Origin of the sequence: Streptomyces sp. NPDC048389, from assembly GCF_040706335.1 — a bacterium.
In the GTDB taxonomy this organism is placed as follows: Bacteria; Actinomycetota; Actinomycetes; order Streptomycetales; family Streptomycetaceae; genus Streptomyces.
The window spans coordinates 30,512-45,184 of sequence record NZ_JBEZKP010000016.1; the positions used below are offsets into that span (position 1 = coordinate 30,512).

Annotated in this window: 12 protein-coding genes and 1 pseudogene; 3 read left to right on the forward strand and 10 right to left on the reverse strand. The window is 72.4% G+C overall.

The window, feature by feature from the left end; all coding sequences use genetic code 11:
* Positions 1-37: 37 nt before the first annotated feature.
* Positions 38-739 (reverse strand): annotated as a pseudogene (locus tag AB0903_RS14395) (lipid-transfer protein); the annotation flags it as partial.
* A 66-nt stretch (positions 740-805) separates the two neighbouring features.
* On the opposite strand from AB0903_RS14395, the gene AB0903_RS14400 reads away from it, so the two are divergent.
* The gene (locus tag AB0903_RS14400) at positions 806-2,371 is read left to right on the forward strand and encodes a FadD3 family acyl-CoA ligase (protein WP_366702512.1); all 1,566 of its coding nucleotides are present in this window, start codon (positions 806-808) and stop codon (positions 2,369-2,371) included.
* Positions 2,372-2,466: 95 nt separating this feature from the next.
* Here AB0903_RS14400 and AB0903_RS14405 read toward each other — a convergent pair whose 3' ends face one another.
* From AB0903_RS14405 to AB0903_RS14445, 9 genes are all read right to left on the reverse strand, one after another.
* The gene (locus AB0903_RS14405) at positions 2,467-3,699 is read right to left on the reverse strand and encodes a cytochrome P450 (RefSeq protein ID WP_366702514.1); all 1,233 of its coding nucleotides are present in this window, start codon (positions 3,697-3,699) and stop codon (positions 2,467-2,469) included.
* Positions 3,696-4,934, reverse strand: a complete 1,239-nt coding sequence (locus AB0903_RS14410; RefSeq protein ID WP_366702516.1) for a cytochrome P450 — start codon at positions 4,932-4,934, stop codon at positions 3,696-3,698. Before AB0903_RS14410 ends, AB0903_RS14405 begins: the two co-directional genes overlap by 4 nt.
* Positions 4,931-5,542 (reverse strand): ATP/GTP-binding protein, encoded by a 612-nt coding sequence (locus AB0903_RS14415; RefSeq protein WP_366702518.1) that lies wholly within the window; start codon positions 5,540-5,542, stop codon positions 4,931-4,933. Before AB0903_RS14415 ends, AB0903_RS14410 begins: the two co-directional genes overlap by 4 nt.
* Before the next feature lie 4 nt (positions 5,543-5,546).
* A complete protein-coding gene (locus AB0903_RS14420) occupies positions 5,547-5,906 on the reverse strand; it encodes a DUF742 domain-containing protein (protein WP_366702520.1) in 360 nt (119 codons plus the stop codon).
* Entirely contained in the window at positions 5,903-6,325 is a 423-nt protein-coding gene (locus tag AB0903_RS14425) for a roadblock/LC7 domain-containing protein (protein WP_366702522.1), read from the reverse strand. Before AB0903_RS14425 ends, AB0903_RS14420 begins: the two co-directional genes overlap by 4 nt.
* Positions 6,322-7,773, reverse strand: a complete 1,452-nt coding sequence (locus tag AB0903_RS14430) for an ATP-binding protein (protein ID WP_366702524.1) — start codon at positions 7,771-7,773, stop codon at positions 6,322-6,324. Before AB0903_RS14430 ends, AB0903_RS14425 begins: the two co-directional genes overlap by 4 nt.
* Before the next feature lie 248 nt (positions 7,774-8,021).
* Positions 8,022-8,201, reverse strand: coding sequence for a sigma-like protein (locus tag AB0903_RS14435; protein ID WP_366702526.1), 180 nt, complete (start codon positions 8,199-8,201; stop codon positions 8,022-8,024).
* Between the two features lie 315 nt (positions 8,202-8,516).
* On the reverse strand, positions 8,517-11,465 hold the full coding sequence (locus tag AB0903_RS14440; RefSeq protein WP_366702528.1) for a BTAD domain-containing putative transcriptional regulator: 2,949 nt from the start codon (positions 11,463-11,465) through the stop codon (positions 8,517-8,519).
* A 122-nt stretch (positions 11,466-11,587) separates the two neighbouring features.
* Positions 11,588-12,403, reverse strand: a complete 816-nt coding sequence (locus AB0903_RS14445; protein WP_366702530.1) for a polysaccharide deacetylase family protein — start codon at positions 12,401-12,403, stop codon at positions 11,588-11,590.
* A gap of 303 nt (positions 12,404-12,706) precedes the next feature.
* Here AB0903_RS14445 and AB0903_RS14450 point away from each other — a divergent pair, with 303 nt between their 5' ends.
* Both AB0903_RS14450 and AB0903_RS14455 read left to right on the forward strand, forming a co-directional pair.
* Entirely contained in the window at positions 12,707-13,927 is a 1,221-nt protein-coding gene (locus AB0903_RS14450) for an amidohydrolase family protein (protein ID WP_366702532.1), read from the forward strand.
* 42 nt (positions 13,928-13,969) lie between these two features.
* Positions 13,970-14,536, forward strand: a complete 567-nt coding sequence (locus AB0903_RS14455) for a GNAT family N-acetyltransferase (protein ID WP_366702534.1) — start codon at positions 13,970-13,972, stop codon at positions 14,534-14,536.
* Positions 14,537-14,673 lie beyond the last annotated feature (137 nt).

A 14,673-nucleotide genomic window follows, 5' to 3' on the forward strand; every position in this document is an offset into this window, starting at 1 on the left:
GCTGCGCGGGCCGGCCCGGGGCGGCGGTGTGGACTTACCGGGTTTTCGGCCTGCTGTCGCGGGCGCGTCCCGCCCCCACGACCACGCAGGCGAGTGCGCCGTCGGTCTCCAGACAGTTGTCGAAGAGGCAGAGCGGCTCGCTGATCCAGCGGGAGGTCATGTACATCTCGCGGGTCAGGGGGCGTTCGTACATCATCGCGGCGGGGTTCTGGTTGGCACGGTTGCGGCAGGCGAGGGCGACGTTGAAGAAGTGGTCGCGGGTCGCGCCGTACTCGTGCATGTAGCGGCGGGCGAGCATGCCGATCTCGTCGGCGGGCCGCAGTAGTCCGAAGGGACGGGTCCACTGGGCGGGCGTGGGCAGTTGCGCGGCCGTACTGGTCCAGGGGCGCGGCCCCGAGCCGCGTTTGCGTGACCGCCAGGCGATGCCGACATGCGCCTGGCCCGTGGCGACGGCGGCGGCCAGGTGCGCGACGGTGGCGCAGGAGCCGCCGCCTCCGTAGCCGGCCTTGGAGAAGAAGGTGACGTCGCCGGCGCCGACGGCCTTGGCGATCTCGACCTCGTCGGTCTCCTCCATCGTGTACGAGGCGAAGCCGTCCACCTCCGAGGGGGCGATGCCCGCGTCGTCGAGCGCGGCGAGGATCGCGCGGCAGGCCAGGGTCTTCTCCGATTCCGGGAGCCGTTTGGCGAAGGCCGTCCGGCCGATTCCGACTATCGCTGCCTTGTCCTTGAGGGTCGCCATGGCCGGAGCGTACAGCTAATCTGACGTACCGTCAGCTACTGCGGGCGAGCCTGAGGGAGGCATCCGATGCGACGCGGCGACCTGGAGTGGGGCACCATCCCGGAACTGGTGCGAAGTGCCGCGCGGCGCCACGGCCGGCGCGAGGCCGTCGCCGACGGCCGGACCCGGATCTCGTACGCGGAACTCGGCGAGCGCGTCGAGCGCGCCGCCGCCGCGTGCATCGCCGCCGGTGTCCGCAAGGGCGACCGGGTCGTGATCTGGGCCCCCAACACTCTAGACTGGATCACCGCCGCGCTCGGCGCCGTCAGCGCGGGCGGCGTGCTCGTCCCCCTCAACACCCGCTTCAAAGGCGCCGAGGCCGCCGACGTCCTGCGCCGCTCGCGCGCCAGGCTCCTCTTCGTCACCGGCACCTTCCTCGGCACCTCCTACGTCGCCTCGCTGCGCCGCGCGGACGTCGAGCTGCCCGACCTGGAACAGGTCGTGGTCCTCGCCGACACCGCCCCCGAGGACCACCGCACCTGGAAGGAGTTCCTGGCCGGCGGCGACGGCGTCCCCGCCGCCCGGGTCCGCGAGCGGGCCGACACCGTCACCGCCGAGGACCCGTCCGACATCGTCTACACCTCCGGCACCACCGGCCGCCCCAAGGGCGCCGTCATCACCCACGCCCAGACACTGCTCTGCTACGACCTGTGGAGCGAGCTCGCCGGGCTGCGCGCGGACGACCGCTATCTCGTCGTGAACCCGTTCTTCCACACCTTCGGCTACAAGGCCGGCGTCATCGCCTGCCTCACCCGAGGCGCCACGATCGTCCCGCAGTCCGTCTTCAACGTGGACACCGTCCTCGCCAACATCGCCGCCGAGCGCATCTCCGTGCTCCCCGGCCCGCCCACCCTCCACCAGTCGCTGCTCGACCACCCGGCCCGCGACCGGCACGACCTGAGCGCACTGCGCCTCGTCGTCACCGGCGCCGCCGTCGTCCCCCTCCGGCTGGTCGAGCGGCTGCGCGGCGAGCTGCGCATCGCCACCGTCCTGACCGCGTACGGCCTCTCGGAGGCGAGCGGCATCGTCACCATGTGCCGCAGGGACGACGACCCGGGCACCGTCGCCGCCACCTCCGGGCGGGCGATACCAGGCACCGAGGTCCGCGTCCTCGCCGGGCCGGGGGAGCCCGGCGAGATCCTGGTGCGCGGGCACCACGTCATGCGGGGGTACTTCGAGGACCCGGAGGGCACCGCCGCCGCCTTCACCTCCGACGGCTGGCTGCGCACCGGCGACGTCGGTGTCCTCGACGCGGCGGGGAACCTGCGGATCACCGACCGGATCAAGGACATGTTCATCGTGGGCGGGTTCAACGCCTACCCCGCCGAGATCGAGCAGCTGCTCGGACTGCACCCGGACATCGCGGACGTCGCCGTCGTCGGCGTGCCCGACGCCCGGCTCGGCGAGGTGGGCAAGGCGTACGCGGTCCGCCGGCCCGGCTCGACGCTCACCTCCGACGACCTCATCGCCTGGTCGCGGCGGGAGATGGCGAACTACAAGGTGCCCAGGCAGGTCGAGTTCGTCACCGGCCTGCCGCGCAACGCGAGCGGAAAGGTCCTGAAGACCGAGCTCCGCTCGCGCCGCGGCGGATGACGGCGAACAGGTCGGCCGTGGAGGCGAACAGGCCGGCCTGGAGGCGGGCCGGTCGGCCGTGGAGGCGGACAGGCCGGCCCCGGGGGGCGGTCAGGTCAGCCGTGGAGGCGGACCGGGATCTCCTGCCAGCCGTACGCGATGAACGACGGCACCTGCTTCAGCTCACCGTCCTTGAACGCGGGCGCCAGGCCGGGGAAACGCCCGAAGAGCGCGGGCAGCGCGGTCATCGCCTCCATCCGCGCCAGCGGGGCGCCGATGCAGCGGTGCACGCCGACACCGAAGGACAGATGGTCGTCCGCCGCCCGCAGGGCGTCGAAGTCGGCCGCCGTGGCGCCGTAACGGGCCGGGTCGTTGCCCGCGGCGGCGTACGTCGTCAGGATCGCGTCGCCGGCCTGGATCACCACGCCGTCGACGGTGATGTCACTGACCGCGAAACGCAGCGGCAGGCTCGCGATCGACGGCCGGACCCGCAGCACCTCCTCGATCACCCGGTCCCAGCCGATCTCACCGGCCCGAACGGCGGCCAGCTGCTCCGGGTGCTCGAGAAGCGCGACGACGGCGTTGCCGATCAGGTTGACCGTCGTCTCGAAACCGGCGCCGATGACGAGCAGCAGGGTGTGGAGCAGCTCCTCTTCGCCGAGCCGGTCACCGCCCTCGTCACGGACCCTGATCAGCTCCGTGGTCATGTCGTCGCCCGGGTTCTCGACCTTGTGGGCGATGAGCGAACCGAGGACGGTGCCGATCTGCTGCTGGACCCCGGCGGCGTGCTCGGGAGTCGGGTCCGAGGTGTCCATGATGGCCGCGATCAGCCGGCCGGTCGCCTCGACCAGGTGGTCCGGCACGCCGAACAGCTCGCAGATCATGCGCATCGGCAGCGGGTGGGCGAAGGCGGCCTTCACGTCCACGACCGAGCCGTCCGCCCCGGCGGCCTCCATCCCGGCCAGCAGCTCCTCGGTGATGGCCTCGACCCGGTCACGCATCGCCTCGGTGCGGCGGGCCGTGAAGCTCGGGGCGACGAGCCTGCGCAGCCGGGTGTGGTCGCTGCCGTAGGTGGACAGCATGTTGGTCACGCCGACCCAGCCCAGGATCCAGGCCCAGTCCGGGTTCGCACCCGCTTCGGGAAAGAGCGACCAGTGTTTGCGCGGGTCCTTGCTGACCCTCGGGTCGAGGATCAGGGCCTTGAGGGTGTCGTGACCGGTGGGCGCCCAGGCCGGGATCCCGCCCGGCAGCTCTACGGGCACCACCGGCCCGAAGGAACGCAGTCTGGCGCTCTCGGCGACGATGTCGGCACCGAACGGATCGATGGCCACACGGGTGGACGCGGTCATGCGCGGTCTCCTGCCTGGTCGGGGCTGCGAGGGGTGAAAGCGACGGGCAGCGCCGTCAGCGATCGGTGGAACGGGCCGGGCCGCCAGCCGAGCTGCTCGCGGGGCACCAGAGGCCGCAGGTCCGGCAGCCACTGGGTGAGGCGCTCGATGGCCTCCGTGGCGATCAGGAGGGCGGGCTGCTTCACGGGGCAGGAGTGGGGGCCGGCACCCCACGACATGTGCGAGGCGTCGTGCGGATGGTGCGCCCCGGCGAAGTCCCGCTCCGCGAAGTGCCCCATCGCGCCGAAGGAGACGACGATGGGCACGGCGGCCTGGATCCACATCCCGTGGAAGCTCGTCGACTCGCGCGCGAAGTGCACGCCGTAGTTGGCCAGCGGGGTCTCGTAGCGCAGCACCTCCATGACGGCGTCCATCACGGGACGCGAGCCGGAGGTGAGCGTGGAGTAGTAGGCGGAGTTCCCGAGGATGCGGGAGAGGGCGTTGGAGATCAGGTTCGCCGAGGGCTCGTGGCCCGCGCCGAGCATGAGGAACACCTGCCAGGTGACCTCCTCCGGAGTGAGTCCGAGGGGGTGGTCGAGCAGCCGGCTGGTGAGGTCGTCGCCGCGTTCGGCCGTCTTGGCGCCGACCAGCTCCATCACGTACTTGCCGTACTCCGCCTCGCCCTGGGCCGCGCGGTCGCCGCCCTCCATCATCCGGCCGAGCGCCGCGTCCAGACGGCCCGACTCGCTGTCCGGCAGTCCGAAGAGGTTGTTGAAGATCAGCGCCATCATCGGACGGGCGAACTGCGTGACCAGGTCCGCCTCGCCGTCCGGACCGAAGCGCGACACCAGCAGGTCCACCGACCGGTGCACCCGCTCCCGCAGGTCGTGCGGCTCGACGAGGTCGAACGCGTCGAGCAGCGTGCGGCGGTAACGGATGTGCTCGCCGCCGTCCGCGAACAGGGCGTTGGGCCGCCAGCGCATCATGCCGAGGACCGGCGAGTCCTCGGCGACCGTCTTCTCCCAGGGCCGGGGGTCGACGGAGAACGACTCGGTGTCGTGCAGCAGATCGAGTGCGGCACGCCGGTCGGTGACGATGTACGCCGAGACACCGGGGGCCAGTTCGGCCCAGCCGACCGGACCCTGCGCGCGCAGGGTCGCGTAGTAGGCGAACGGGTCGGTGGCGAAGCCGTCCTCCCACAGGCGTACCGGGGCGGACAGCGTGAAGGTGTCGGCGCGGGCGGGGTAGGCGGTCACCGTTCCTCCGGGGTCATCCGGTCGACGAGGTGCTGGACGAGGGCGAGCAGCGCGTCGACGGACGCGTTGGTGTCGCGGGCGTCGCAGGTGACGAGCGGGGTGTCGGGCTCGAGGTCGAGCGAGCGGCGCAGCTGTTCCTCGGTGTACTGCCGGGAGTCGGGGAAGGTGTTGAGCGCGACGGCGTACGGCACGCCGGACTCCTCGACGAGACCGAGGACGTCGAAGGACTCGTCGATCCGCCGGGTGTCGACGAGGACGAGCGCGCCGAGTGCCCCGTAGGCGATGTCGTCCCACAGCGCGCGGAAGCGCTCCTGGCCGGGGGTGCCGAACAGGTAGAGGACGACGGAGTCGCCGAGCGAGACGCGGCCGAAGTCGATGGCGACGGTCGTCGTGGTCTTGTCACGGACACCGGCGAGGTCGTCGACCCCGGTGGACGCCTCGGTCAGATGCTCCTCGGTGTGCAGCGGGCGGATCTCCGACACCGAGTCGATCAGAGTGGTCTTGCCGACCCCGAACGGGCCGGTCACCAGAATCTTCACCAACTCCTTCGCGGTGTCCGGCAGATGCAGCCCGTGCCGGGCGGAGGGCGGGGCGGACGCGCTGGACATCCGGTCAGAGCTTGAGGGCGCGGAGGCCATCGGCCACTCTCTTCAAGAGGTCACGGTCGGGCAGGGCGGCGGGGGGTACGGGCGGGCGCGCGCTCACCAGTCCCTGGTCGATCAGGGCGGCGGCGAGCACCCGCAGCGCGGAGACCGGCAGCCGGAGCAACGCGGCGCTCTCCACCACGGTCAGCGACCCGCCGTCCAGCGCGCCGAGCAGGGCGTGCTGGGCCGCGGGCAGACCCGCGGGCGCGGGCCCGCCCGTGCCGGTCAGCACGGACAGGCGCTCCAGGCTGTTGCGGCTGGGCCTGGCCACGCCTCCGGTGGAGAGGTAGGCGGGGACCAGCGGCCGGCCGCTCCGGCGGCCGGTCATACGGGTGAGGCGCCGTCGGCGCCGCGGGGCGCGGCGGCCATCGCCTTCTCGCCGAGCCGCGCGACCTGCGAGTGGACCCGGTGGCCGAGGAGGTCGAGCCGTACCTCGGGCCCGCCGTACGCGGCGACGCAGGTGCCGTGGTCCGTGGGCGCCACCAGGATGTAGCCGTGGTCGGACTCGATGACGACCTGGCGCAGTTGGGCGACGGAGGCGTCGGCGAACGCGGCAGCGGCGGTGCGGCAGGCGCCCTGCACGGTGGACGTGATCGCGGCGACCCGCTCGGCGGAGTCCTGGGCGAGCGCCGCGGAGAACCCGGAGACCAGACCGTCCCTGGTGAGCAGCACGGCGGCCCGTACGTGGGGGATCTCGAGGATCGGGTCGAGCACCCAGGCCGTGTCGCCCGTCTCGCGGCTGTTCATCTGCGGTCGTTCCCTTCGGTGGCGGCGGCCTCGCGGGCCGCGTTGGTGGCGGACTGCAGCGCCCCGAGGGCCGCGGCGGACTCCTCGGGCGTGCGGGCGGGCCTCTTGGGCGCCGGGGCGTCGCTCTGCGACCGGGCGCGGACGCGGCGGCGCCGCTGGGGGAGCGCGTCGCCGTCGGGGTCCGGTTCGGGCGCCTGTTCGTGTTCGTGCTCGCGAGTCGGCGGCGGCTGCGTACGGACGGGCGCCGGCGGCATGCGGGCGGGCTCGTACGTGGCCGGGGTGTGGGGAGCCTGCCGTACGGACTCGTCCTCCACCTGCGCGCGGCCCTGGTGGACCTGGTCGGGCTGTGGCTCCTGGTCCTGGTCCTCGGGCCGCCGGGTGGAGGGGGCGGCGCTCGCGGCGGGCGGGTGGAGCACCGGATCGATGTGGGACAGGAGATGGTCCCTGACGAGCAGGACCGCCCGGACACCGCCGTAGGGCGAGGGTGTCGACAGGTCGACGGACAGGTCGAACTGCCGGGTGAGCTGGCCGATCGCCGCGAGTCCCATCCGCGGCGGATCGCCGAGCTCGGACAGCAGGATCGGGTCGGTGCCCGCCACCATCCGCTGGGCGTCGGCGCGTTCGTCCGGGGCCATACCGACGCCCGCGTCGTCGACGGTCACGGTGACACCGTGGTGGACGCGTTCGAGGTTCACGACGACGGCCGTGTCCGGCGACGAGTGGCGCAGCGCGTTGTCCAGCAGCTCGGCAACGATGATGGCGACCGGTTCCACGGCGTGCGACACGAGCGCGGTGCCCGGCTCGAGATGGTGATGCACCTGCACGCGGTGGTACCCGACGAGGCGGGCCTGGCCGCCGGTGACGGCGTCGACCAGATGCGACTCCTCGCGGGCGAGCCCGACCCAGGCGCCGCAGACCACGGCGGCGACCTGCGCGCGGCGCAGAGACTGCTCGTTCTCGTGGTCGAGGGCGTAGAGGGTCTGGGCGAGTTCGGGGTCGTCGTAACGCTGCTGCAGTCCGTGCAGTACGTCCTGGAGCCGGTAGAGACCGGCCTGGATCTCCCGTGTGGCGCCGCGCATACCGGCGCGGGCGGCGGCGTCGACCCGCTTGCGTTCCTGGGCGATCGCCGTGCGCAGCGTGTCGAGCACCGCGTGAGACCCGGCGCCGGCGGGGCCGAGCGGGCCGGGGACCTGAACGTGCGGATGGGCGCTGCGGGTGGCCTCCGCGGGCATGCGCTTGGCCGCGAGATGCTCCATCTCGGCCGCGAACGCGGCTGCGGCGCGGGCCAGTTCGTCCCGGGAGTCGTCGAGACGGCCGCGCAGCGTCTCGATCTCGGTGCGCTGCCGGTCCCGTTCCCGCCGGGCGCGCAGCAGCCCGCCGCCGAGGGCGAATGCGGTCAGCGTCCCGGCGGCCAGGCCGCCGGCGGCCAGCTCGGGTATCTCGATCATCGATGTGGACCTCAGGAAGGCGGGGGTGTGGTCCGCCGGGGGCGGACCCGCCAAGTACACACTGCAACTGAGCAGTTGTGCTGGGTTTCCGTACGAGATCCCTTAGGTTTTGTCCGAACAGTGACTTTGTTGACGCCGTGTCGTCATGTGTGTCAAGTCACACACGGGACGCTGGAGCTGTCACCGGGCATGCCGCGGCGGCTCCCCCTCCGCGCCGCCGCGGCCGTTCCCCGTCGTGAGTGGCTTCGTCAGCCCTGTGGCGGAGCGGGCGAGTGGTGGTCGCCCATCGTCGTGATGGCGGTGCCGTCGGCGGGCGGCACCGGAGAGTGGTGGTCGCCGAGCGTCGTGATCCCGTCGGCGGGCGGAGCGGGCGAGTGGTGGTCGCCCATGGTGGTGATCTGCTCGTCGTTCTTCTCGGTGCTGCTCATGTTCCGTCCCCCGATGGGATCGACCGACTGGCTGAAGATGGCCTTCCGCCCAGAGACTCCCCCGATGGCCTCCGGGCAGAAGGCCAGGTACCGGTCCAGTTGGCCCCCGACGCGTCGGACCGAACACCCCTGAGAATGTCCGACGAGCATAAACAATCGATGAACGCCCTGGCCCGCGCTTTTTCCGGCGGCTCGGACTCGGACTCAGCAGGCCAGGACTCGGACTCGGACTCAGCAGACTCAGGCTCAGACTCAGCAGGTCCAGGCTCAGCAGCTCCAGACTCAGCAGGTCCAAGGCTCAGGCGGCTCAGCCGCTCAGGCCGCCCTGAGCCGCGTGGTGAGCAACTGCCGTGCCTCCTCGGCCTCGGCCGCGCCGGACTGCTCGTGCAGCACCAGCGCCTCGCGCCAGCACGCCCGCGCCCGGTCCGCCTGCCCGAGGTTCTCCAGTGCCCTGCCGAGCGTGATCAGAGTGTTCCCTCGGGTCCGGTCGCCACCGATGCAGCCGATCGCCAGGGCCTGCTCGGCATGCTGGGCGGCCTGGGCGGGGCGGCGGGCGGCGAGATGGGCCTGCGCGATCCGGAAGTGCGTGGTGCCCTCCCACAGGCGCTGCCGGTTGGACTCGAACAGCTCCAGCGCGGTGTGCAGCTCCATCAGGGCGTCCGCCGGCCGGCCGGCTCCCGTCAGCGCGATGCCCAGGGCGTACCGGGCGTTGGCCAGCCGCAGCGCGTGGCCGATCCGGTCGTACAGCGCCACACCCTCCCGGGCCAGGGCGATGGCCTCGTCCGGGCGGTCGGTGACGACGTGGATACGGGACAGATTGCACAGTGCGCTGGCCTCGCCCGGCAGGTTGCCGTCCGCCCGCGACCCCTCCATCGCCCGCCGCAGATGCTCCTCCGCCTCGGCGTGCCGTCCCTGGTTGAACGCGATGATGCCCCGGTCGTTGTCCGACCAGTAGACCGGCGCCGGGTCGTTCGCCGCGCGGGCCAGCGCCGCTGCCCGCGCGGCCTGTTCGTCGGCCTCGTCGTAGCGGCCCGCCACCAGGTGGACGTTGGTCATCGACGTCCGCGCCCGCGCCTCGGTCCGCGGGTCGCCCGCGGAGCGCGCCGCCTCGACCGCCGCGCAGGCCACCGACTCGTAGACCTTGGAGTTCGCACCGGACTCGGCCAGGTTCTGCGCCGCCCAGAGCAGGTCGACCGCCCTGCGCAACTGCGGGCCCGGCGGCGCCTGCCTGGCGCAGGCGAGGAGGCAGTGCGCCTCCGCGTACAGCCAGTCCTGCGCGTCCTCCAGGCGCGCGAACGTCAGTCCCGCGTCGCCCGTCGGCTCGAGATGGTCCACGAGCCGGTCGCCGGGCCGCTCCATGGCGAAGACCCGCGCCGCCGTCGCCAGATAGAAGTCCAGCAGCCGCGACAGCGCCGCCTCCCTCTCCGCGGGAGGCTGCTCGTCCCGCTCGGCGCATGCACGCGCGTAGAGGCGCACCAGGTCGTGGTAGCGGTACCTGCCCGGGGCCGCCGACTCCAGCAGGGACGTGTCGACCAGGGCCTCCAGCAGGTCCTCCGTCGTGTGCGGGGGCAGGTCCAGCACGGCGGCGGCCGCGGCGAGCGAGATGTCCGGGCCGTCCGCGAGGCCCAGCAGCCGGAACGCGCGGGCCTGGGCCGGCTCGAGTTGCCCGTAGCCGAGTTCGAACGTGGCCTTCACCGCGAGGTCGCCCGCCTGGAGCTCGTCCAGCCTGCGCCGTTCGTCGGCGAGCTTGGCCGCGAGGACCGACACGGTCCAGGTGCGGCGGGCCGCCAGCCGCGAGGCGGCGATACGGATCGCCAGCGGCAGGAAGCCGCACGCCGCGACCACGTCCAGAGCCGCCTTCCGTTCCGCGCCGACCCGTTCCGCGCCGACGATCCGGGTGAAGAGCTGGAGCGCCTCCTCGGGCGACATCACGTCCAGGTCCACCAGGTGCGCGCCCGCCAGGTCGACCATCCGCACCCGGCTGGTGACCAGCGCGGCGCACCCCGCGGTGCCGGGCAGCAGGGGCCGGACCTGGGCGGCGTCGCGGGCGTTGTCGAGGAGGACGAGGATCCGCCGCCCGTCCAGCGCCGAGCGGTACAGCGCCGCCCGCTCGTCCAGTGTGTCCGGGATGGCGGAGTCGGCGGTGCCCAGCGCGCGCAGGAACGCGCCGAGGACGGTCTCCGGTTCCGCGCCCCGGCTGCTGGTGCCCTGGAGGTCCACGTACAGCTGCCCGTCGGGGAAGTGCTTGCGCGCCTGGTGGGCCACGTGGACGGCGAGCGTCGTCTTGCCGACGCCGCCGATGCCGGCGAGCGCGGACACCGCCATCACCGAGCCCTCCGCGGTGGCGAGCCGGCCGCCGAGTTCGTCCACGAAGGACAGCCGGCCGGTGAAGTCCGGGACGGTGGCGGGCAGCTGGGCGGGCCGGGTGGTCTGCGGTGCCGGTGCCGGCTCCTCGCTGGGGCGGGCCAGCTCGGCGTCGGCCCGCAGGATGCGCTGCTGGAGGCTGGACAGCTCGGGCCGCGGGTCGACGCCCAGTTCGTCGGCGAGCAGCCGGCGGGTGTCGGCGTACACGGCGAGTGCCTCCGCCTGCCGGCCGCTGCGGTACAGCGCGAGCATCAGCAGTTCGCGCAGCCTCTCCCGCAGCGGGTGGGTGGCGGTGAGGGCCGTCAGCTCGGAGACGGCCTCCGCGTGGCGGCCGACCTCGAGGTCGATGTCGAGCCGGGTCTCCAGCAGTTGCAGCCCCCACTCCACGAGCCGGGTGCGCTGGTTCTCCGCGTACGGCCCCGGGACGTTGGCGAGCGGTTCGCCGTCCCACAGGCCGAGCACCTTGTTGAGCAGGGCGCGCGCCTGGGTCCGGTCGCCCGCCGCCTGCGCCTTGTGCGCCTCCGTCGCCAGCTCCTCCGCGACCGCGAGATCGAGGGCGTCCCGCCCGATGCGCAGCGCGTAGCCGCCGGACTCGCTGACCAGCGTCTCCGAGGTGAGCGCCTTGCGGAGCCGGGAGGCGTACGTACGGACGGCGGCGAGGGCCTGCGACGGCGGCTGGTCGCCCCAGATCGCGTCGATGAGCTCGTGGGCGGTGGCGGTGCGCCCGTCGCGGAGCAGGAGCGCGACCAGCAGGGCACGCTGCTGCGGCGAGCCGGGCGGCAGGATCTCTCCGTTCCGCCGCACCCGTACCGGTCCGAGCACGCTGAAGTGGAGCTCGTCCTCTTCGCTCGCGAGCGGAGCGCGTTGGTTCGGTACGCGTGGCCCGCTGTCACGGTCCATTGCTGCCCCCTGCCGGTACTGCCGGAATCGCCCTCGACAGTCTGCCTTGTTGGGGGCGGCCGCGTCAGCAGCGGGGCGGCTCGCTCTGCCGCCCGCCCGTCCGATCGGCGGGCCCGCTTTGATCAGGGGCGATACACGGTTCCGGGTTCCGGGGCGGCCGGTGAGAGCAGCTCGGGGACCGTGACGAAGGTGTAACCGCGGTTCTTCAGTTCCGCGATGATCCCGGGCACGGCGGGGACGGTTCCGTCGTAGATGTCGTGGAGCAGGATGATGCCGTCCCGCCCGGCCTGGTCGAGGATGCGCTTCTTGATGAGGGCGCTGTCGGTGGTCGAGTAGTCCTTGGCGGTGGCGCTCCACAGGACCTGGGAGAGGCCGAGCTCCTCGCTGACCTCCTTGACCTCGTCGTCGGTACGGCCCTGGGGCGGGCGCATCAGCCGCGGCTTCTCGCCGGTTATCTCGGCTATGGCGTCCTGGGTGCGGCCGAGTTCCTCGCGTATGCCGTCCTTGTCGAGCTTGTCGAGCCGTTCGTGGGTCCAGGTGTGGTTGGCCACCTCGTGACCCTCCGCGGCGAGGCGGCGCACCACGTCGGGGTACTTGAGCACGTGGTTCCTGCCGAGCAGGAAGAACGTGGCGTGCACCTTCTCCTTCTTGAGGATGTCCAGCAGCTCCGGGGTGTCCTTGCCGGGCCCGGCGTCGAAGGTGAGCGCGATGCACTTGGCCTTCTCGCAGTCGACGGAGGGTGCGGAGCCCGCGCCGTCCTTCCCGCTCGCGAGCGGCTTGCCGTCGGCCCCGGAGGCGCCGGACTCCGCGGCGTCGGAGCGGGCCTCCGCGGGGGACGTGCTGTCGCCGGAGCAGCCGGCGAGCGCGAGTGTGAGCACCGCCGCAGTGGCGAGGGCCGGGACAACCCGGACCCGGGTTCGGTACGTCCTTGCAGGCATGGCGAGTCTCCCCGTTCGTCGTGATCTTCACGCGCTTCACGCGCTTCACGCGCTTCACGCGCCTCGTGGCGCGGTGGCGCGTGCGGTCGTGCGGTCGTGCGGTCGTGCGTGCGGTCGTGCGGTGGTGCGGTGGTGCGGTGGTGTGGCGCACGGAGTGCGGCGTGGTGCCGGTGGTCGTCCCGTACGCGAGCGCTGACTATACATGCCATGTATACACGCGGTGTATAGCGGGGTCCCGTGTCCGTCCCGGCGGACTTGGGGCGCGCAGCTGACGAACCGTCAGATCGGCGCTACCTTGAAACCATGGAGACCTTCCCCAAGATCATCTCGGTGGACGACCACACGGTGGAGCCGCCCGGCGTCTGGCGGGACCGGCTCCCGTCGAAGTACCGCGACACCGGCCCGCGCGTCGTCCGCGCACCGCTGAGGGAAATGACCTTCCTGGGCGGCAGGTTCGCCCCCGTCATGGGAGAGCCCGGCGACGAAGGGCCGATCGGCGACTGGTGGGTGTACGAGGACCTGCATCGGCCGCTCACCCGGCTCGACACCGCCGTCGGCTACGACCGCGACGAGATCAAGCTGGAGGTCATCACCTACGAGCAGATGCGCCCCGGCTCGTACAGCGTCCCCGACCGCCTCGCCGACATGGACGTCAACCACGTCACGTCCGCGCTCTGCTTCCCGACGTTCCCGCGCTTCTGCGGCCAGACCTTCACCGAGGCCGCCGACCGCGAACTCGGGCTGCTCGGAGTGCGCGCGTACAACGACTGGATGGTCGAGGAGTGGTGCGGCCCCGACGCGCGGGGCCGGCTCATCCCGCTGACCCTCGTCCCCCTGTGGGACGCGGAGCTGGCCGCCGCGGAGGTCCGCCGCAACGCGGGGCGCGGAGTGCGCGCCGTCGCCTTCTCCGAGATACCCCCGCACCTCGGGCTGCCCTCGATCCACACCGACGACTGGGACCCGTTCCTCGCCGCGTGCGCCGAGACCGGCACGGTCGTCGCCATGCACATCGGCTCGTCCAGCCGGATGCCGTCCACCTCGGCCGACGCCCCGCCCGCCGTCGGCTCGACCATCACCTTCGCCAACTGCTGCTTCTCGATGGTGGACTGGCTGATGAGCGGCAAGTTCGAGCGCTTCCCCGGCCTTCGGGTCATGTACGCGGAGGGCCAGATCGGCTGGATCCCGTACATCCTCGAGCGAGCCGACGTCGTCTGGGAGGAGAACCGCGCGTGGGGCGGCGTCGCCGGCAAAGTCACCCGGCCGCCGTCCGAACTCTTCGCGGAGCACGTCCACGGCTGCTTCTTCGACGACGCGTTCGGCCTGCGGAACCTCGACGCGATCGGCGTCGGCAACGTGCTCTACGAGACGGACTATCCGCACTCGGACTCCACCTGGCCGAAGTCCAAGGAGGTCGGCGAAGCCCAGATGGGTCATCTGCCGGCGGACGTCGTCGAACGGATCGTCCGCGGCAACGCGATCGACCTGCTGGGCCTGACGCCCGACGGGCTCTGGCCGGGGCCGTAGCCGATGGCGTTGAGCGTCCCCGCGCCCTGTGCTACCCCTGTCGTGATCGCGGACGAACCGCAGAGACGGCAGGGGGCGGACGGCATGGTGCTCGGAGAGCTGGTGAAACTGCGGGCGATGGGCCCGACGGACGCCGAGGCGCTGTGGCGGTGGAACCACGACCCGGACGTGATGCGGTGGATGGACGACAACCACCCCTCGTCTCCGGAACACGTGCGCAAGTGGCTGGAGGACCGGCCGCGCAACACCTATGGCGACCTGCTTCTGGGCGTGGAGGCCCTGAGCGACGGCCGGCTGATCGGCCTCGTCGCACTCCGCGACGCGGAGCCGGAGACCGGGAACGCGGAGCTGGACATCTATCTCGGCGAGAAGGACTACTGGGGCAAGGGTTACGCGACGGACGCGATGCGCACGGTGTGCCGCTACGGCTTCGACAAGATGCGCCTGCACAAGATCACGCTGACGGTCGTCACGGAGAACCACGCCGCCCAGCAGGTCTACCGGAAGGTCGGCTTCGTCGAGGAGGGCCGCCTGCGCCAGACATTCCGCCGCGACGGCGTCTGGTACGACCGGTTCACGATGGGCCTGCTGGAGGGCGAACTCCGCTGAGGCGGCGAGGCCGGCGCCGGGTCCGGGCGGGGTCGGGGGCGGGGTCCTTGGTTGGCGTCTTGCCGGCTCGGGGTGGGCCGGGCCGGGGTGCGTAACGAGGGGCCGCCCTCCTGGTCTTGATGATCGCGGCTTCGCGT